16 protein-coding genes are annotated in these 19,537 nt (G+C 56.6%); 15 read left to right on the top strand and 1 reads right to left on the bottom strand.

What is annotated here, in order from left to right:
• The first annotated feature begins 39 nt into the window (after positions 1 to 39).
• Genes hflK through ABD735_RS02040 form a run of 4 tightly spaced genes read left to right on the top strand, consistent with a single transcriptional unit; the run spans position 40 to position 4,745 of the window.
• Positions 40 to 1,209, top strand: coding sequence for an FtsH protease activity modulator HflK (gene hflK, locus ABD735_RS02025; protein WP_344802769.1), 1,170 nt, complete (start codon positions 40 to 42; stop codon positions 1,207 to 1,209).
• A complete protein-coding gene (gene hflC, locus ABD735_RS02030) occupies positions 1,209 to 2,102 on the top strand; it encodes a protease modulator HflC (protein WP_344802771.1) in 894 nt (297 codons plus the stop codon). Before hflK ends, hflC begins: the two co-directional genes overlap by 1 nt.
• 46 nt (positions 2,103 to 2,148) lie before the next feature.
• Positions 2,149 to 3,378, top strand: a complete 1,230-nt coding sequence (locus tag ABD735_RS02035) for an ATP phosphoribosyltransferase regulatory subunit (RefSeq protein WP_344802773.1) — start codon at positions 2,149 to 2,151, stop codon at positions 3,376 to 3,378.
• Positions 3,379 to 3,428: 50 nt separating this feature from the next.
• On the top strand, positions 3,429 to 4,745 hold the full coding sequence (locus tag ABD735_RS02040; protein WP_344802775.1) for an adenylosuccinate synthase: 1,317 nt from the start codon (positions 3,429 to 3,431) through the stop codon (positions 4,743 to 4,745).
• On the opposite strand, the gene ABD735_RS02045 is transcribed toward ABD735_RS02040, so the two are convergent.
• Entirely contained in the window at positions 4,717 to 5,694 is a 978-nt protein-coding gene (locus tag ABD735_RS02045; RefSeq protein WP_344802777.1) for a DUF808 domain-containing protein, read from the bottom strand. The genes ABD735_RS02040 and ABD735_RS02045 overlap by 29 nt on opposite strands.
• A 204-nt stretch (positions 5,695 to 5,898) precedes the next feature.
• On the opposite strand from ABD735_RS02045, the gene ABD735_RS02050 reads away from it, so the two are divergent.
• The 11 genes from ABD735_RS02050 (at position 5,899) to ABD735_RS02100 (ending at position 19,536) form a co-directional block, all read left to right on the top strand.
• The gene (locus ABD735_RS02050) at positions 5,899 to 7,764 is read left to right on the top strand and encodes a sensor domain-containing diguanylate cyclase (protein WP_344802779.1); all 1,866 of its coding nucleotides are present in this window, start codon (positions 5,899 to 5,901) and stop codon (positions 7,762 to 7,764) included.
• Positions 7,761 to 8,438 (top strand): paraquat-inducible protein A, encoded by a 678-nt coding sequence (locus tag ABD735_RS02055; protein ID WP_344802781.1) that lies wholly within the window; start codon positions 7,761 to 7,763, stop codon positions 8,436 to 8,438. The genes ABD735_RS02050 and ABD735_RS02055 overlap by 4 nt, the downstream gene beginning before the upstream one ends.
• A gap of 137 nt (positions 8,439 to 8,575) precedes the next feature.
• Positions 8,576 to 9,052: a paraquat-inducible protein A gene (locus ABD735_RS02060; protein ID WP_344802783.1), complete on the top strand. Its 477-nt coding sequence runs from the start codon at positions 8,576 to 8,578 to the stop codon at positions 9,050 to 9,052.
• 4 nt (positions 9,053 to 9,056) lie between these two features.
• Complete coding sequence (locus ABD735_RS02065) at positions 9,057 to 10,424, top strand: PqiB family protein (protein WP_344802785.1); 1,368 nt, start codon at positions 9,057 to 9,059, stop codon at positions 10,422 to 10,424.
• Between the two features lie 106 nt (positions 10,425 to 10,530).
• A complete protein-coding gene (gene flhA, locus ABD735_RS02070; protein WP_344802787.1) occupies positions 10,531 to 12,714 on the top strand; it encodes a flagellar biosynthesis protein FlhA in 2,184 nt (727 codons plus the stop codon).
• Between the two features lie 76 nt (positions 12,715 to 12,790).
• A complete protein-coding gene (gene flhF, locus ABD735_RS02075; RefSeq protein WP_344802789.1) occupies positions 12,791 to 14,137 on the top strand; it encodes a flagellar biosynthesis GTPase FlhF in 1,347 nt (448 codons plus the stop codon).
• Entirely contained in the window at positions 14,134 to 14,946 is an 813-nt protein-coding gene (locus ABD735_RS02080) for a MinD/ParA family protein (protein ID WP_344802791.1), read from the top strand. Before flhF ends, ABD735_RS02080 begins: the two co-directional genes overlap by 4 nt.
• A 31-nt stretch (positions 14,947 to 14,977) precedes the next feature.
• On the top strand, positions 14,978 to 15,682 hold the full coding sequence (locus ABD735_RS02085; protein WP_344802793.1) for an RNA polymerase sigma factor FliA: 705 nt from the start codon (positions 14,978 to 14,980) through the stop codon (positions 15,680 to 15,682).
• Between the two features lie 185 nt (positions 15,683 to 15,867).
• Positions 15,868 to 16,239 carry a chemotaxis response regulator CheY gene (gene cheY / locus ABD735_RS02090; RefSeq protein ID WP_425548570.1) on the top strand — a complete coding sequence of 124 codons (372 nt, stop codon included), beginning with the start codon at positions 15,868 to 15,870 and terminating at the stop codon, positions 16,237 to 16,239.
• Positions 16,240 to 16,279: 40 nt separating this feature from the next.
• Complete coding sequence (locus tag ABD735_RS02095; protein WP_344802797.1) at positions 16,280 to 17,050, top strand: protein phosphatase CheZ; 771 nt, start codon at positions 16,280 to 16,282, stop codon at positions 17,048 to 17,050.
• 11 nt (positions 17,051 to 17,061) lie between these two features.
• Entirely contained in the window at positions 17,062 to 19,536 is a 2,475-nt protein-coding gene (locus tag ABD735_RS02100) for a chemotaxis protein CheW (protein WP_344802799.1), read from the top strand.
• The last annotated feature ends 1 nt before the right edge of the window (position 19,537 follow it).

A 19,537-nucleotide genomic window follows, 5' to 3' on the forward strand; every position in this document is an offset into this window, starting at 1 on the left:
GCCTGGTCTGCTCATTCGATGATTTAAAGGGGATACTCAATGGCTTGGAATGAACCCGGCGGCGGTAACAAAGGCGGACAGGATCCCTGGGGATCGGGTCGTCGCAAGGGGAACCAGGATGGCCCTCCAGAACTTGATGAATTGTTCAAGAAAGGCATGGACAAGCTCAATAGTCTTTTTGGTGGCGAGAAAGGCGGCTCTGGTGGCTCGGGCAACAAGCAGAGCAACGCGGGCGGCATCATCGTCATTGCCCTCATCGTCGCCGCCTTGCTGGCCGCCTGGAATTCGGTCTACCGGGTAGATGAAAAGGAGCGCGCCATCGTGTTGCGTTTCGGCAAATACCTCAAGACTGAGGATCCCGGTCTTCAGTTCCGTATCCCAATCGTCGATCGGGTTTACATTGAAGATGTTACAGCTGTGCGCACACTCAAGAAATCGTCGCACATGCTGACTGAAGACGAGAATATCGTCGATATCGATCTCTCAGTGCAGTGGGTGGTGAAGGATCTTCAGCAATTCACACTGAACATGCGTTCTGCACCGACGACACTGGACTACGCGACAGACTCGGCGCTTCGTCATGAAGTAGGTGGTACCGAGATGGACAAGGTGCTGACCGAAGGTCGTGAGTTCCTGGCCATCGAAACCCAGAACCGCCTGCAGAACATCCTTGATTTCTACGGCGCAGGTATTCAGATTCAGGCAATGAACATTGAATCCGCCCATCCGCCTGAACAGGTCAGGGGCGCTTTCGAAGATGTGCAACGGGCGAAGGAAGACGAGCAACGCGTCGTCAACCGTGCGGAAGCCTATCGTAATCAGGTAGTCCCTGAGTCCCGTGGTAAGGCGCAGCGGATTATTGAAGAAGCGAATGCCTATCGCGAGCAGGTTGTTGCCATGGCGAAAGGTGAAACTGATCGCTTCCTGCAGGTGCTCAGAATTTATGAGACAGCGCCGGCCATCACTCGCGAGCGCATGTACATCGAAACGATGGAACAGGTGATGAGCAAGAGCAGCAAGATACTGGTGGACCAGCAGAACGGCTCGAATATCATGTATCTGCCGCTCGATCGTATGCTAGAGCAGAGCGGTCGCAGCCAGACGCAGGAAAACGGGCGGGTGTCTGCCAATCAGGACCCATCGGTGATTACACCGAGAAGAACACAGAATACCGGGCGCAATAGTGCGCTGTTAGAGGGGAGAAACTGATGTCTGGCGCTAGATTGATACTGATCGGCCTCGTACTGCTGGCATTGCTGATCCTGGCACAGGCGGCCTATATCGTACCTGAGACTCATCGCGCGGTCGTATTGCGCTTTGGCGGCCTCATCAAGACCGATGTACCTGCTGGCCTTCATTTCAAGATTCCGTTTGTGGATCAGAACCGGAATTTCGATACACGGGTACTGGCCATGGACCTGCCGGTAAAGAGTTATCTTACCGTCGAGCAGAAGCCGCTGGATGTAAACTCGTACGCCACCTGGCGAATCGTGAATGTGGGACAGTTCTATCGGGCTGCCCAGGGTAGTGAAGATCGTGCACGCACGCTGCTGATTTCGCGCATCGACAAGGGTCTGCGAGATCAGTTCGGCAAGCGCACCATGCACGAAGTGGTGGCTGGTGAACGTGAAGAGCTGATGGAAGAATTGACTGCCAGTGTCGATCGCGAAGCGGCTGACAAGTATGGCATCAACGTCATCGACATCAGGGTTCGGGCGATCGACCTGCCGAAGCGCGTCAGTGACTCGGTCTACGAGCGTATGGAATCAGAGCGTCTGAAGATAGCCCAGTCTCATCGATCAAAAGGTGAGGAGTTGGCAGAGGGTGTGCGTGCCGACGCAGACAGGCAGCGAACCGTCGAGCTGGCGCGAGCCTTCGAGCAGGCAGAGCAGCTACGTGGTGAAGGTGAAGCCGAAGCATCACAACTCTACGCTGATGCCTATGGCAAGAACGAGGAGTTCTATGCCTTCTATCGCAGACTCAAGGCCTATGAAACTTCGCTGGCGACCAAGGACAATATCATGGTCCTGGAGCCTGACAGCGAGTTCTTCAAATATATGAAGCAGTCCGGACCGATTGCGGAAACTGAAGACACCAACTGATCGGAAACGGTGCTGCGGCACCGTCCTCGGGAACTGAAAGCACGCTATGTTTGAACCCTCAGAAACGCTGGCAGCCTCTGGCAAATGGATGCTGCCGGATGGTGTAGAAGATCTGCTTCCGCATCAGGCCGCCAGTATAGAGCGCTTGCGCAGGGCAGTGCTGGATCTTTACGCAAGCTGGGGCTACCAGCTCGTGGTTCCGCCAATGATCGAGTTTCTCGACAGCTTGCTGACAGGTGTTGGCAGTGACCTCGAACTGCAGACCTTCAAGGTGACCGATCAGCTCAGTGGTCGAATGCTGGGCATTCGTGCTGACATGACGCCCCAGGTTGCTCGCATCGATGCCCATCAGTCCATGGCAGGTGGCGTCGACAGCAGCAACCAGCGCAACCGCTACTGTTACGTAGGCTCTGTGCTGAAGACACGCATGGAAAGTGTGCTGGCTACCAGGACACCGACGCAGAGCGGCTGTGAGCTCTATGGTGAAGCATCGATCGCTGGTGACATCGAAGTGCTGTCGATGATGCTCGAAGTACTCGATCGCGCTGGTCTGCCCAGTGTTCATGTCGATCTTGCCCACGTGGGCTTCATCAGAAAGGTCATGCAGCTGGCTGGTTTCGACCCGAAGATGGACAGCAAGCTACTTGATGTACTGAACCGTCGGGCTGTAGCTGAGCTCGACGTCATTGCGACGGCGGCGTCGGACCCTCAACTGGCAGCTTTGATCAAGGCCCTGCCATCACTCGGTGGCCCGGCCTCGGTGCTTGAGGACGCACGCGAGCTCTGTCATTTCGATCATGAGCTGCTCGCTGCCATTAGTGAAATCGAGACGCTTGGCCAGGCGGTGACCAGTCGCTATCCGTCAGCGAATATACGATATGATCTTTGTGAGCTGCGTGGTCTCAATTACCACACAGGTCTTATGTTTGCTGCCTATACCGGCGACTATGGCCAGGCAATTGGTTATGGCGGGCGATATGACAATATCGGCCTTGCCTTCGGCAGCCGTCGACCGGCAACGGGATTCAGTATCGATTTGAAGGTGCTTCACAAACTAGCCGTTGGACATGTGCCATCGGAGCGTTCGGCGATTCTGGCACCTGCTGACGACTCTCCATCGCTCTGGCAATATATTCATACTCTGCGCAAGACAGAGAAAGTGATACAATTGCTTCCCGGTCAGGGTGCAACCGACTACGCGACAGTGTGCGATCGGCAGATCGTTGCTGCCGATGAGCCGGACAAATGGCAGCTCATGCCTTTGCTCGCGTTGTAGTCAGCCTCGTTTTTTTCATTCTGTAATCAATACATTATCTGGATTTTCTCATGGGTAGAAACGTCGTCGTGCTTGGCACTCAATGGGGTGATGAGGGCAAAGGGAAGGTTGTCGATCTCTTAACGGAAGATGCTGCAGCTGTCGTGCGTTATCAAGGTGGGCATAATGCTGGCCATACGCTTGTCATCGATGGGAAAAAGACAGTTCTCCATCTCATTCCATCCGGCATACTTCGCGGCTCTGTTCAGTGCCTGATCGGGAACGGCGTTGTGCTCTCGCCCACGGCACTGATGAAGGAAATGGCAGAGCTCGAGGCCAGTGGCGTCGATTTCACCGGTCGTCTTCATATCAGTAACGCCTGCCCGCTCATACTGCCCTATCACCAGAAGCTCGACCTTGCGAGAGAGATTCGCCGAGGCGAAGGCAAGATCGGCACTACCGGGCGTGGTATCGGGCCTGCCTATGAAGACAAGGCGGCGCGCCGTGGTCTTCGCGTAGGGGATTTGTCACAGCCTGATCTCTTCGCCGAAAAGCTGGCCGAAGTCATGGATTATCATAACTTTGTGTTGACCCAGTACTACAAGGTAGATGGTTGCGACTACCAGGAGACCCTGGACGAGATCATGAAGCAGTCGGAAATTCTGCTGCCGATGGCTGCTGATATCACCGACATGCTCCACGGTTTTCGCAAGGCCGGACGCAATATCATGTTCGAAGGCGCCCAGGGCAGTATGCTGGACATCGATCTCGGCACCTATCCTTTCGTCACTTCTTCCAACACGACGGCTGGCGGCACTGCAACCGGCAGCGGCGTCGGCCCGTTATACCTGGACTATATTCTGGGTATCACCAAAGCCTATGCGACCCGTGTGGGCTCGGGGCCGTTTCCCACAGAACTGTTCGATACCGACGGACCTGGGGCGAGACTGGCCAAGCGTGGCAATGAATTCGGCGCAACCACAGGTCGGCCGAGGCGTTGTGGCTGGTTCGATGCCGTAGCTCTGCGTCATGCCATCGAAATCAATTCTGTATCTGGCATCTGTCTCACCAAGCTCGACGTGCTGGACGGTCTGGATACCGTACGGGTCTGTGTCGGTTACAAGCCGGCAGATGGTTATGCCACTGGTAAGGCGCTCACGCGCCCACCCATCAGTTGCGAGCATTACGACAATCTCGTGCCGGAGTATGTCGATCTTCCGGGCTGGCAGGAGAACACTGCTGGTATTCGAAGCATCGATGAGCTGCCTGCGAATGCGCAAGCTTATATCAAGTTCATCGAAGCTCAGATTGAAGCGCCGATCGACATCATCTCGACCGGCCCAGATCGCAACGAAACGATTATCCTGCGACATCCTTTCGCGGAATAAAGCGCCGTACGGCACTGACGGCGGCCACTGCCAGGCCGCCGGCCACGAGTCCGGTCATCGCGTTGGCCAAGGTCGGGCCGATGGTGGAAAAGAGCACCCCAAAGGTCGGAATCTCGGCGGCGGAGGCGGTGCCAGCGGCGAACATCTCTTCCAGTGCTGGCAACCCGTGTAGCAGGATCCCGCCTCCGACCAGAAACATGGCAGCCGTTCCCACGATCGACAGGGTCCGCATCAGTTTCGGTGCAATGCTGAGAATGGCCTGACCACTTGTCCGACTGAGTCCGCCAAGTGCATCCTTTCTCGTTCTGGACGCCAGATAAAGTCCGCCGTCATCCAGTTTGACGATACCCGCGACGAGCCCGTACACCCCCACCGTTATACCAATGGCAACCGTCGATAGTACCAGGGCCTGTGTCAGCAGAGGCTCCTGGCTGACAGTGCCGAGCGAGATCGCGATAATTTCTGCCGAAAGAATGAAGTCGGTATTGATGGCACCCTTGATTTTTTCCTTTTCGAATTCGACAAGATCGATGCTGGGGTCTGCCGCAGCTGCGACGTGGGCCGAACGAGGATGGCCCGATGTGTCAGCTGTGGCTTTCTCATTGGCAGCAGGCTGCGTGAAACGATGGAGAATCTTCTCTGCGCCTTCATAGCACAGATAGAGACCGCCGATCATCAGCAGCGGTGTGATCGCCCAGGGAATGAAGCTACTGATCGCCAGAGCGCCGGGTACAAGTATCACCTTGTTACGAAAGGACCCCTTGGCAACAGCCCAGACGACGGGCAGCTCGCGCTCTGGTTTCACCCCGCTGACCTGCTGTGCGTTGAGCGCAAGATCATCACCGAGCACGCCGGCGGTTTTCTTGGTAGCCACCTTGGTCATCAGACTGACGTCGTCGAGCAAGGTGGTAATGTCATCTAGGAGGGCTAGTAAACTGACTCCGGCCACATTTTAAATCCTGTTGAGAGTGGATAACAAAAGGTCCTTGCAGACCATTTAAGCTGATACATGGCTCGCCGCCAAGCTGGCAGAGCCTTCCGGGCTGAACTAAAGTTAGCTTTTACATCAGGTTCTGATGCACTTGTGCCGAGTTCTTGCCGTTCACCAAGTCACACCCCAATTCTGCGCTCAATCACTGCTTTGGTGAGGCCGTTGGCGCGGCTGTTATTCGTCTTCTGTTTACTGGCACTGTCTGAGGCCAGAGCCACCCAGACGCACTATATCAAGGATACCGAATCGCAGCTGAAGATCGATGATCTCATAGCTGCAGACAGTGGCAGTGGACTGACTCCGCTTGATTGGCAGCCACTGGAGACTGCGACTCCCGCCTTTGGATTTTCCACGTCGAGCTATTGGATACGGATAGATCTGCCGCTACAACAAGCGGAAGAGCAGATTTTCTGGGTACCGTATGCCTTGATCGATACGCTGGAATTACATCAGTATCGTTTGCATCCTGATGCTGGCCTGATACCGGTCTACGCAGTCAAAACTGGTGATTTACTGGCATTTTCACACCGACCTCTGCCAACCCGTGGCTTCAGCTTCCCGCTCAAATTCGATGATACGAAAAACGATCGAATATACGTGCGTATGGCGGGAACGGATAGTCTGCAATTGCCCTGGTCACTCCAGCCTCTACCCCAATTCGTTGCCGCCGAGCAACAAGAGTCACTGATTCTCGGGCTGGCTTTCGGTCTGTTGCTGATCATGCTGCTCTACCACACGATTCTCTATATAGGATCTCGAGACAGGAACCAGCGAAACTATTGTATTTTCGTAGCGAGCAATCTGTTACTGATGCTCCTGCAGAAGGGCCTCCTGTTTCAGTACCTGTTGTCTGATTTTCCCGTGATCAACAACCTGCTCATTCCGGTATCGATCAGCCTGACGGTCGTGGCCAGCGCCATTTTCGTTTACCACCTGCTACGAATCGACAGGCTGGGAGGGCAGCAGGCGCGGCTACTGCAGATTACGGCCATTGTGTCCGGTGTGGTCAGCGTCATCTGCGCTGTTGCGCCGGGTAATGTTACCCTCTTGCTGAGTCTGGGGCTGAGCGTGGTGGCTGTAGGCGTCATCTTCAGTATCTCGTTGATGCGAGCCGCCACAGGCTCCAGAACGGCACGCTATCTTCTGCTTGGCTGGACCGCCTACATTCTAGGCGGACTCACCTTCATTGCGAGTCGCTTCGGGCTTATAGAGCCCAGCGCTTTCACAGAGAACAGCCTGCTGTTGGGGCTCTGTGCCGAAATTGTTCTTGCCTCGATGGCTATGGTGACCAGATATAACCAGACGCGTAACCAGCTCTTGTTTGCCCAACAGAAGCAGACCGAACAGGAGCGCGAATTGCGAATTGCTCAGGAGCTGATTGCCACAACAGCCCGGCGCGCCAGCGATCGCCTCGAAACTGAAGTGCAAAGACGAACCAATGATCTCGAACGGACTACGCGAGAACTCGAAGCCGCCAATGAACAACTCACAGCCCTGGCTCGTATTGATGCCTTGACCGGTTTGCACAATCGCCGCTATCTGGCGGAGCTGTTTGCCACTCTGTCCGCAGGTCTGAAACGTTCGGCTCATGCAAGCTCGCAGCCGGTTCAGCGGGAAGTCAGTATCATTATCGGAGATATCGATCACTTCAAGCCAATCAATGACCAGTACGGTCACGAGACCGGAGACCACTGCATCAGATCTGTGGCAGTTGCCATGCAGCGGGCCGTTGCGCGTCCTGATGACCACATCATTCGTTACGGCGGGGAGGAATACCTGATCGTACTGCCGGATACCCAGCTCGAAGATGCCATCGCTATCGCAGAGCGTGTGAGGCTCCGTGTCACGGAACTGGCGCCAGAAGGGCTTCCCCCTGGAAAGGGGCTGACCATGAGCTTCGGTGTCAGCTCAGTTGTGATTGACTCGGAGACGCCAGCGCCTGAACAGATTCTGCATGAGGGCATCATCGCCGCCGATACCATGCTCTATAAGGCCAAACATGCTGGCCGCAACCAGACCGCTGCGTGACCGTGAAGCGTGTCCGCGAAACAGAGGCTCGGGTGATCAGCCATGGCACCTCGGCCGCCCATGATCTCACGGCATGCCAATACTGCGATCTCCTGCTGCAGTTGCCCACCCGACCGAGTAATCACGCCCTGGTCTGTCCACGCTGTCGGCAAGTCGTAGCCAAGGCTGCTGAGCAGGCGGCCGAAAAGGTCCTTGCCGTCTCTCTGGCGGGCCTGATTCTTTTCGTACCGGCGAGTTTTCTTCCTCTGTTGATGCTGGAAGCGGGCGGGTATCGATCTGCTACCAGTCTTCTGGAATCCGGTCTGGCTCTGTTTCGCGATGGGCAGACCTTGCTGGCCGCACTGCTCCTGCTGTTCTGTATGATACTGCCACTATGCCGGTTTTTGCTCTGTGCGCTTTGCGCTGGCAGCATATTCGTGCACAACACGCCCGATAGCTCCGCGTTGAGGACGGCGTTCAGGCAACTGCACTGGTTGACGGAGTGGGACATGACGGCCGTATTCATGCTCGGAATTCTTGTCGCAGGCTTCAAGCTTGCCGATATGGCCGCACTCATTCCCGGCGCAGGTCTACTGTGCTTTAGCGGCCTGCTGTTGTGTTCAGTTCTTCTGACCATCGTCTCGGATGACGTCACGTTCTGGCGCTTGATCGCCAGGCAGGTAGGCCTGGCATGAGCAGATGGCTGAAAGCAATGGATCAGGGTCTTACCCGCTGTCATTGTTGTGGCCGGCTGAATTCGGGAAAGGCTGAGCGATGCCTCCGCTGCAGGGCAAAGATACATACGCGCATACCGGGCAGCTTCGAACGAACGTTGGCACTGACCATCGCGGCAACGATCATGTTCATTCCGGCGAATGCGCTGCCGATCATGACGGTGAGCTATTTCGGCAAAGGGGCGCCAGACACCATCCTGTCTGGCGTTATTCTTCTGCTGCAGCACGGGGCATGGCCAATCGCAGCCATCGTCTTCTTTGCGAGTTTCATCGTGCCGCTCGGCAAGATCCTCGGCCTGTTCTATCTCCTCTACAGAGTGCGGGGGCAAGGTAGCGACAGCGCCCACGGCAAGCAGCTGAAGCTATATCGTGTCATCGACTTTTTCGGTCGCTGGTCGATGCTGGACGTCTTTGTGGTAGCCCTTCTGGTCGCGTTGGTCCAGCTGGGACAGATTGCGACGATCGAAGCCGGTTCGGGCGCCACTGCCTTCGCCGCCATGGTCGTGTTGACCATGTTCGCGGCAGGCTCATTCGATCCCAGGCTGCTCTGGGACAGAACGAACAGGGAATACTGATTCAATGACAGAACACGATACGCACTTGAGTGAGCAGGCCCATGCGCCGGAAGTCAGGGCCCGGGGCATCTCCGCCGTCTGGCTGGTGCCAGCCATTGCACTATTGATAGCGGCATGGCTGGGCGTAAGGGCGTGGCTTGAAGCCAGCATACCCGTAGAGGTCACTTTCGAAACGGCCGATGGCCTGGTGGAAGGCAAGACGGAAGTGAGGTATCGCGGGATGAGCCTCGGACGGGTCGCCGACATCAAACTGAGTGCGGACCTGCAGAATTTCCTGGTGACCATCAATATGGAGCATGACTCGGAGCGTCTCCTGAATGAGGGTACACGATTCTGGATCGTGAAACCCCGCATCTCCCTGGCCGGCGTCTCTGGTCTGGATACCGTATTGACGGGCAATTACATCGGCATTCAGCCAGGCGAGGGCGAGCGCAAACTGAGCTTCGAAGGGCTGCGCCTGCCGCCGCCTCCGGAAGAAACGACCGGGGATGGGCTGTGGCTGAAATTGACTGCCCAGTCACTCGGGTCCATCAATACGGGGTCTGCGGTGTACTACAAGTCTCTGTCTGTGGGAACCGTCGAACGGGTCGACTTGCTGGAAGACGCCACTGCGCTCGAATTGCTGGTGAGAATTGACCCGCAGTATGCCTATCTCGTTGGAGAGCGGACCAGATTCTTTCGCATGAACCCGGTCGAGTTCAGCTCGGGGGCGGACGGATTTGAGCTGCAGACCGGACCACTGGTGTCGCTGGTGCAGGGTGGCATTGGAATGACTGGTGTGAACACGGAAGCCACGTCGGATGCAGAGCTCGACTCCAGACACTATCGGCTGCTCGACAAGGCGCCCCCCGCGAGACGACGGGCCACCGGCCTGAATCTGGTGCTCCACGCGCCTTCGAGAGGCTCGCTCAAATCTGGCACCGCGGTCACTTACCGCCAGGTGAGAGTTGGCGAAGTACTGGGTACGAGGCTCTCTCCCGAGGCCGATCGTGTGGAAATCTTCATCAATATCGATCGTCAATGGCAGTCGTTGGTCAATAGCAGCACCCGATTCTGGAATGCGAGTGGCTTCAAGCTGGAGGCCGGTCTCGTGTCCGGCCTGAGTATCGAAAGCGAGTCTGTCGAGAGTCTGCTCACCGGAGGCGTTGCCTTCTTCACGCCGCCTGGAAGCGGGGCGGAACCCGTCAAACAGAATGCTGCCTTCGCGCTGGCCGACAAGCCCAGGGAGCAGTGGCTGGATTGGCAGGACAAGCTGCCGCCGGTGAGGGCGAGCGATGCGCCCAGCGACCTTGAGGCGCCAGCACCACGGCCCGAAGACAAGGCGTCAAAGTTGCGCCGTGAAAAGCGTGGTCAATCTGGTCCGGCAGGCTAGGCCCGGCGTTAGCAAAGGCTTCTGCGAAAGCGGGAACGATTATTGCTGAGTACACCTCCAGGCGACACCCGTCGTCAATATTTTGTCCTGGAGGACTACAGCGAACATGTCGGCAACCCTCAACTTCGGCCAGTTAAAGGCGCTACAGCACGGCGGGCTGGGTATACCCGTCCTGCTGATGGCGCTGCTGGCGATGATGACGCTGCCGGTGCCGGCCTTCCTGCTCGATGTTCTGTTTACCTTCAACATCCTGCTCTCGCTGGTTGTGCTGCTCGTGTGTGTCTACGCCATGAGACCCATGGATTTCCCGGTTTTTCCAACCGTGCTGCTGGTCACGACGCTGCTGCGCCTGGCGTTGAACGTCGCCTCCACGCGTATCGTCCTGCTGGAAGGCCACGAGGGCGGAGACGCTGCAGGAAAGGTCATACAGGCTTTTGGAGAAGTGCTGATTGGTGGTAATTACGCGGTTGGTCTGATCGTCTTTGCCATCCTGATGATCATCAACTTCGCCGTTGTCACCAAAGGTGCCGGTCGCGTTTCGGAAGTCAGTGCCCGCTTTACCCTTGATGCCATGCCCGGCAAACAGATGGCTATCGATGCCGATCTCAACGCAGGTCTGATCGAAGCGGACGAAGCCAAGAAGCGTCGTGCAGACATCGCCACAGAAGCCGATTTTTATGGCTCGATGGATGGTGCTTCAAAATTCGTCAAGGGTGATGCCGTCGCCGGTATCCTGATTCTCGTCATCAACCTGCTCGGTGGCGTCGGCATCGGCATGATACAACACGATCTCACCTTCACTGATGCGATGCAGGTGTATGCACTGCTGACGATCGGTGATGGTCTGGTCGCCCAGATTCCTTCACTCTTGCTCTCAGTGGCAGCGGCCATCATGGTGACCCGCGTCAGTGCCAGCCAGGATATGGGTGGGCAGATCTTCAAGCAGCTCTTCGGTTCGGTGAAGGCGCTAGGTATCTCCTCAGCCATCCTCTTCATCATGGGTGTCATCCCAGGGATGCCACACTTCGCGTTCCTGTCACTTGCAGCGCTCGGCGGTGGCATCACCTACATGAACTGGAAGAAGTCGCAGGATGCGGAGTTGGTCGACGAGCTGCCCGCCGATGGTGCCCAGCGTCTGACAAAAGCAGGCGCGCCAGCCCAGTCCGGCCCGGTCGGTCGTATGGATCAGCCTGCACTGCCAGGCGCGAGTCAGGGCGCGGTCAACGATACCAAGGAGCTTGGCTGGGATGATGTGAGCCAGGTCGATATCGTCGGTCTCGAAGTGGGCTACCGTCTCATACCGCTGGTGGATAAATCGCAGGGCGGCCAGTTGCTCGGACGCATCAAGGGCGTGCGCAAGAAGTTGAGCCAGGAGCTTGGCTTCCTCATGCCATCGGTACACATTCGCGACAACCTCGACCTGATGCCGAACACCTACCGCATCACCCTGATGGGCGTCACCATCGCCGAGGCTGATATTCACCCTGATCGTGAAATGGCGATCAATCCCGGCCAGGTCTTCGGTAAGCTTGATGGTATTCAGACGACTGATCCTGCATTTGGCCTTGAGGCCATCTGGATCGACACCTCCAAGAAAGAGCAGGCACAGACTCTGGGTTATACCGTGGTCGATGCCAGCACCGTAGTCGCCACCCATCTCAATCAGATTCTCAGCAAGCATGCTCACGAACTGCTGGGTCATGAAGACGTGCAGAACTGGCTCGAACAGCTCGGCAAGCATTCCGAAAAGCTGGCGGAAGAGCTCGTGCCCAGCACGGTATCCGTCAGCCTGCTGCTGAAAGTGCTGCAGCAGTTGCTGCGTGAAGACGTGGCCATTCGGGACATGCGCAGTATTGCCGAAGCCATCATTGGTATCTCTCCGAAGACCCAGGATGCCGGCCAACTCACCAGCCATGTACGGGTTGCTCTGCGCCGCATGATCGTGCAGAACATCATCGGCCAGGAGAACGAGTTGCCGGTCATCACGCTGGATCCTGCCCTGGAACAGTTGTTGCTTAAGTCACTGCAGCAGACACAGCAGTCACAGGCCGGGGAAGACATTGGTCTCCTGCTCGAGCCAGGCATGATGGAGAAGTTGCAGACCTCTCTTCGTGATGCCGCCCAGCGTCAGGAGATGCTCGGCAAACCTGCGCTGCTGCTGGTGTCGCAGGCGCTGCGTCCAGCGATTGCACGCTTCGTGCGACTGGCGGTAGATCGGGTACATGTCCTGTCTTACCAAGAAATACCAGAGAGCAAACAGATTACGATCGTAGCGACGGTTTCCGGTTGATGAGGAGGCGGTCGAAGACAAACAGTGACCATATTTTGACGCACACGTGTTTACTTTGGGGTTGAGAGGAATCGAGATGAAACAGATGACGTTTGAAGCAGCGACCATGCAGCTTGCATTGAAGCGGATTCGTGACGAACTGGGCGAGGACGCCTCGATTCTCGGCACCTCGCGGACAGCAAGTGGTGTTCAGGTCATCGTTGGTATCGATGAGCCTGACAGTATGCAGCCTGTCGAAGCACCAGCACAGCAGCCTGTTGCACGCCGCCAGGATACCCGCCCACAGTTTGAACAGCAGCGCCAGGCCCGCCAGCCGGAACCCGCCTTCGCTCAGAGTCAGCCGGACTTCGCGCAGCATCGATCCGAGCAAATCCGTCGTCACCAGGAGCATGGCCACCAGGCACAGCGTCCAGCCGCTCAGCCCGCTCGCTGGCAGGGCGGCAATGCCGGTGCACGTCATAACGACACCACCCGCCATGCCGGGCACTCAGCGTCCTCCTTAAATGCACAGGCCTCTGCGGCACAGTCTGAAGTGCTCAAGGAAATGCAGCAGCAGATCGTCCGTCTCACGGAGTGGATGCAGCTGGGCAGCCAGCGCCCGGAGCAGCGCCATCCACTGGCGGTAAAACTCAGCGATATGGGTTTTTCGACCGACTATACCGATACCGTGCTCAAAAGTGCCCTGGCGACCAGCGCTACTGGCTCCAGCTTATCGCTTGAACATCTCATGAAGCATATCGCTGGCATGATCCCCACGGCAGACTTCAAGGTGGACGAAGCCACTGGCGTCTACGTCTTCGTTGGGGCATCCGGTACAGGTAAAACCACCACGATCGCCAAGATGGCTGCATTGCTGGCGAAGGCTGGCAGGGCAGGCGAGGTGGGTATTCTCAGTGTCGATCGCTATCGGGTCGGTGCAGCGGAACAGCTGCGCGCCTACGGGCGTCTGATGAAGATCACAGTGGATGTCGTAAGACCGGACGAGAGCCTGGGAGACGCACTTCAACGCTTCAGCAACAAGCAGCTGGTCCTGGTCGACACAGCGGGGCTGAGCCCGGCAGATCCCAACGCCAAGGCGCAGTTCAACGAGCTGTACCAGCTGGAGCAGAGCTCGGCGCATGTCCATACCGTTCTCGCAGTTTCAGCGACCCAGCATAGCAAGATCGTGAAATCCACCTATCATTACTACAGTCAGTTGCGCCCGAAGGTACTGATGGTGACCAAGGTCGATGAAGCAGCAGAGCTCGGCGAGGTGATCGAATTAGCCATACAAAACAATTTGCCAATCACCTACTATGCTGATGGACAGTCAATAATCAATCACTTGCATAAAGCGACAGGACCGAGCCTCATCAAGCAGGCATACCATCGGTCTCGTCAGCTGAAAACCGGTGACCCGATGGGAAGACAGAACGCAATATGAGCAGACCGAACTCAGTACAGGTCATCGCCGTTACCGGGGGAAAGGGTGGCGTTGGCAAAAGCAACGTCTCGATCAATCTCGGACTCGCCCTGACTGCACTGGGTCGACGGGTCGTGCTGCTCGATGCCGACCTCGGTTTGGCAAATCTCGACGTACTGCTCGGTCTCACGGCGAAACATAATATTGCGGATGTGCTCTCGGGAGAGCGCACTCTTGCGGAAATCATGGTCGAGGGACCAATGGGTATGCGCATCGTGCCGGCCTCATCCGGCACCCAGTACCTGACCCATCTATCGCCCATGCAACACGCAGGCCTGATTTCTGCCTTCAGCGAGATCAGCGACGATCTCGACGTGCTCATCATCGATACAGCAGCCGGTATTTCGGAAAGCGTACTGGCCTTCGTGCGTGCTGCACAGGAAGCCATTTTCGTCGTTACTGACGAACCGACTTCAATCACCGATGCCTACGCGTTGATGAAGCTCCTGAACCGCGACTACGATATGCACCGCTTCAGAATCCTGGCCAATATGGTCCGTTCGGAACAGGAAGGCCGTCACCTCTTCGGCAAGCTGACCCGAGTGACCGAGCGCTTTCTGGAGGTCGCTCTGCAGTACGTTGGCAGCATTCCCTTCGATGAAGCCGTGCGCAAGGCAGTGCAGCGACAACGCCCGGTATTCGAAGCCTATCCTCGTGCCAAGGCCTCGATCGCGTTCAGGGAGCTGGCGCAGAAAGTCGACAACTGGCCCTTGCCAACGACCCCTCGCGGTAATCTTGAATTCTTCATCGAGCGCCTGGTTCAGGCCTGAGCGGTGACGTACCCATTGATGGATCACAGGCATGTATCAGGCCCCGGCCTCGGATAAGTACAGCGCGCTGTTCGCACAGCATGGCGCGCTGGTGAAACGGATCGGCCATCATCTGCTTGGCCGGCTACCGGGTCACGTCCAGTTCGATGACCTGCTTCAGGTTGGCATGATGGGTCTGATCGAAGCCTTTCAGCGCTATGACAGTAGCCAGGGTGCCAGTTTCGAAACTTTTGCGGGTATCCGCATTCGCGGTGCCATGATGGATGAGGTGCGTCGAAACGACTGGGTGCCACGCTCCGTCCACCGTCGATCGCGCGAGATCAGTGAAGCCATTCGCAAGCTTGAAGCCCGTCTCGGTCGCGATGCCAATGATCAGGAGATCGCGACCGTTCTCGATATCAGCGTAGAAGAGTATCACGCCAGTCTGGCGGACTCAGCCACCGGCCATGTATTCAGCATTGATGAAATGCAGGCAAACAGCGAGCAGGCTGTCGATTTCGCTGATGACGAAGATGCGACGCCACACGCTCAGGTGCAGCGCGAGCAGATGCTGACATTGCTCAGCAAGGTCATCGATGCGCTGCCAGAAAGGGAAAAGCTCGTGGTCTCATTATATTACGACGAAGAGCTGAATCTGAAGGAGATTGGGCAAGTGCTTGAAATCAGCGAGTCGAGGGTCAGTCAGATCCTTTCTCAGGCGGTTCACCGCATCAAAAGCAGGGTCAGTCAACGCTAGCTTCGGGAGCTGCTTTCGGCGCTTCTCCGACACCGTCAGAAATCCGTGATCAAAACTGGATAGTCTGCGTTTGCAGACTAGACTGAGGTATAACTTTTCAGACAACTCTTCCGAGCTGGTCGAGTCCGGTTGAATCCTGCTTACCGTCCTTAAACGCCTTCGTGGAGGTAACCTTGGACAAGAACATGAAGATCCTCGTGGTCGATGATTTCTCAACAATGCGACGGATCATAAAGAATCTGCTGCGCGACCTCGGCTTCACCAACACTGAAGAAGCCGACGACGGGCAGACGGCGCTTCCGATGCTGAAAACCGGCAAGTTCGATTTTCTGGTGACCGACTGGAACATGCCTGGGATGACTGGGATCGAACTGCTCGGGCATGTCCGGGCAGACGAGAACCTGAAGTCACTGCCGGTACTCATGGTGACTGCGGAAGCAAAGCGCGACCAGATTGTTGCGGCGGCTCAGGCCGGGGTCAACGGCTATGTGGTCAAGCCTTTCACTGCGGCCGTGCTGAAAGAGAAGATCGAGAAGATTTTTGAGCGCATCGAATAACGCCGGCCGGCTCCGCAGACATAGTGAGGTAGCAGACATCATGGCGAACCCGGATATTGACGATACTCTGAGTCAGCAGGCGAACTCGCTCATGGAGCGGGTGTCGGCTGGTGATATGGATGGCGCCATGAAGGTGATCGGGCAGCTCAACGATACCCGTGACAGAACCCTGTATCTGGAAGTCGGCAAGCTGACGCGGACCTTGCACGATGCCATCCGTAATTTCCATATTGATATAAACAATCAGAAGAGCCAGGAAATTTCGACCATCTCGGATGCGTCTGACCGCCTGGCTTATGTAGTGACCAAGACCGACGAAGCGGCCAATCGCACGATGGACCTGGTAGAAGAAACCATGCCGCTGGCCACCACGGTAAAGCAGGAAGCTCATGAGCTGAAGAACGCCTGGGAGCGTCTTCGCCGTCGTGAAATGGATCCGTCCGAATTCAGGGAACTCTACAAGCGCATCGACCATTTTTTCGTGGATCTGGAAAGCAAGAGTGACCGAATCTATACCAATCTTTCAGACATATTGCTGACTCAGGACTTCCAGGATCTGACTGGTCAGGTCATCAAGAAGGTGACTGCGCTCATCACCGATGTGGAGGTCAATCTCGTCAAGCTTGTGGCTATGGCTGGCCAGGTGGACAAGATTACCGGCGTTGATCATGGGCTTTATGATGCTGACAAGGCGCACTCCCAGGATATGAAAGGGCACGGTCCGCAAATCAACACCGGATCCGCAAAATCCGCAGATGTCGTCAGTAATCAGGACGACGTCGACGATCTGCTATCCAGTCTGGGTTTTTAGGAGCTTTTTGAATGAGCTTTGATGCTGACGACGAAATCCTTCAGGATTTCCTGGTTGAAGCTGGAGAGATACTCGAAGCGCTCGGCGAGCAACTCGTCGAGCTCGAGCGGAACCCTGACGACAAGGAACTGCTTAACGCCATATTTCGTGGCTTCCATACCGTCAAGGGCGGTGCTGGCTTTCTGCAGCTCGATGCGCTGGTTGAATGCTGTCACGTAGCTGAAAACGTATTTGACCATCTTCGCAACGGCTTGTTGTCAGTCAACTCTGAGGTCATGGACGTCGTTCTGCAGGCGCTCGACGCCGTAAATGAAATGTTTGACCAGGTCAAGCGCGGCGAAGCCCCGCAGCCAGCCGATCCGGCTCTGATCCAGGGCCTTGCGGCTCTGCTCGAAGATGGGCCGAGTGAAGAGGCGCGTGCCGCAGAACTCGAGCAGTCCGCCGTCGTTGAGGAAGCGTCCACCAAGTCTGCAGTGAAGGGTGCGCCCGGCGACGAAATTTCTGATGAAGAATACGAAACCCTGCTTGATGCGCTGGATTCCGAGCAGAGCTCTCAGCATGCCAGTGCAGCTGCAGAACCGGCTACTGGCAAAGCTGTCGAGCCCAAGGCCAGTAACAGCGACGAGATTACCGACGACGAATTCGAAAACCTGCTCGATCAGCTGCACGGCGCAGGAAAATTTTCTGCCGATAAAGCCGCCTCGACTGCCAAACCGGAAAAGAACGCTGCGAAGACAGCCGAAAAGCCAGCTAAAGCCGACAAGGCTGCTGCGAAGCAGCCCGAGAAATCTGGCAGCAGTAACGACGAAATAACTGACGATGAGTTCGAGGCTCTGCTGGACGACCTGCACGGCAAGGGCAAGTTCAAGGCCGCTCCTGCAGCTGCCAGCGGTGACGTCGCGAAGCCGAATGATTCACAAGCGCCTGCGGCGGCCAATAGCGATCTGATCACTGATGATGAATTTGAAAAGCTGCTGGATGAACTGCATGGAGCAGGTAAGTCAGCGTCGGGTGCAAAATCTGCCAAGCCAACGGCTGCCAGGGCCCCAGCTGCGCAAGCGCCGGTAGCCAAGGCTGCGGCTGCGAAACCGCAGACGGCGCCAGCACCAAAACCTGCAGTGGCCGCCAGGCCAGCAGCGATTGACACGGATGATGATGGCGACAGTGCAAGATCGCCAGCGACCCAAGCTGCTGCCAAGGCAGCACCTAAGGACAGCGGTGGAATCGCGACCGAAACCACTGTCCGAGTCGATACCAAGCGGCTTGATGACATCATGAACATGGTGGGCGAGCTCGTGCTTGTCCGCAACCGGCTCAAACGGCTCGGTGAAGAGCTGGCTCATGAGAGCATGACCAAGGCGGTATCCAACCTCGATGTCGTGACCAGCGATCTTCAGTCGGCTGTCATGCAGACGCGTATGCAGCCGATCAAGAAGGTCTTCGGCCGCTTCCCGCGAGTCGTGCGCGATCTGGCGCGTCAATTGAAGAAGGAAATCAACCTCGAGCTCAAGGGAGAAGAAACCGATCTCGACAAGAATCTCGTCGAGGCCCTGTCGGACCCGCTCGTCCACCTGGTCAGAAATGCGGTCGATCACGGTATCGAGCGCCCTGAGGTGAGAGAGGCTGCAGGCAAGCCAAGAATTGGCCGGGTGTTGTTATCCGCCCAGCAGGAAGGTGATCACATTCTCCTGTTCATCGAAGACGATGGCGGTGGCATGGATCCTCACGTGCTGAGGCGCAAGGCAGTCGAGAAAAGCATCTACGACGAGGACGCTGCAGAGCGTCTGAGCGATAATGAAGCGTTCAACCTGATTTTTGCGCCAGGTTTTTCGACCAAGACTGAAATTTCCGATGTGTCCGGTCGTGGTGTTGGCATGGACGTGGTCAAGACCAAGATCACCCAGCTCAACGGCACACTGCAGGTCGAATCCGAGTTGGGTAAGGGCAGCCGCATCATCATCAAGGTGCCATTGACGCTGGCGATCATGCCAACGCTGATGGTCATGCTGGACCAACAGGCTTTCGCTTTCCCGCTGGTGAGCGTGGTCGAGATTTTCCACCTCGATCTGACCAAGACGAACATCGTCGATGGGCAGGAGTGCGTAGTAGTGCGCGAGAAGGTCTTCCCGCTGTTCCATATCAAGCGTTGGCTGGTACCGTCCTCACTCAGTCAGCCGCCAGCTCGCAGTGGCCATGTGGTCATCGTGGCCGTTGGCACCCGCAGGGTTGGACTAGTCGTTGACCAGTTGGTCGGGCAGGAAGAAGTGGTCATCAAGCCCCTTGGCAAGATGCTACACGGTACCGCAGGTATGGCGGGCGCTACGATCACAGGTGACGGAAGAATCGCACTCATCCTGGATATTCCGAGCCTGTTGGGCCGGTATTCGAAGCAGAGCAAGAGTTATATCAGGCCGAAATTTGCGGCCATAGACGCGGACGAGCCGGATGATCAGCCAGATGGTGTCCTCAAGGCATCAGCTGGCTAAA

The organism is Allohahella marinimesophila (assembly GCF_039538005.1).
Classification (GTDB): Bacteria; Pseudomonadota; Gammaproteobacteria; order Pseudomonadales; family Oleiphilaceae; genus Allohahella; species Allohahella marinimesophila.

Coding starts and splice junctions, on each gene's coding strand:
- hflK (WP_344802769.1), top strand. CDS start 40: ATGGCTTGGAATGAACCCGGCGGCGGTAACAAAGGCGGACAGGATCCC.
- hflC (WP_344802771.1), top strand. CDS start 1,209: ATGTCTGGCGCTAGATTGATACTGATCGGCCTCGTACTGCTGGCATTG.
- ABD735_RS02035 (WP_344802773.1), top strand. CDS start 2,149: ATGTTTGAACCCTCAGAAACGCTGGCAGCCTCTGGCAAATGGATGCTG.
- ABD735_RS02040 (WP_344802775.1), top strand. CDS start 3,429: ATGGGTAGAAACGTCGTCGTGCTTGGCACTCAATGGGGTGATGAGGGC.
- ABD735_RS02065 (WP_344802785.1), top strand. CDS start 9,057: ATGACAGAACACGATACGCACTTGAGTGAGCAGGCCCATGCGCCGGAA.
- flhA (WP_344802787.1), top strand. CDS start 10,531: ATGTCGGCAACCCTCAACTTCGGCCAGTTAAAGGCGCTACAGCACGGC.
- flhF (WP_344802789.1), top strand. CDS start 12,791: ATGAAACAGATGACGTTTGAAGCAGCGACCATGCAGCTTGCATTGAAG.
- ABD735_RS02080 (WP_344802791.1), top strand. CDS start 14,134: ATGAGCAGACCGAACTCAGTACAGGTCATCGCCGTTACCGGGGGAAAG.
- ABD735_RS02085 (WP_344802793.1), top strand. CDS start 14,978: ATGTATCAGGCCCCGGCCTCGGATAAGTACAGCGCGCTGTTCGCACAG.
- cheY (WP_425548570.1), top strand. CDS start 15,868: ATGAAGATCCTCGTGGTCGATGATTTCTCAACAATGCGACGGATCATA.
- ABD735_RS02095 (WP_344802797.1), top strand. CDS start 16,280: ATGGCGAACCCGGATATTGACGATACTCTGAGTCAGCAGGCGAACTCG.
- ABD735_RS02100 (WP_344802799.1), top strand. CDS start 17,062: ATGAGCTTTGATGCTGACGACGAAATCCTTCAGGATTTCCTGGTTGAA.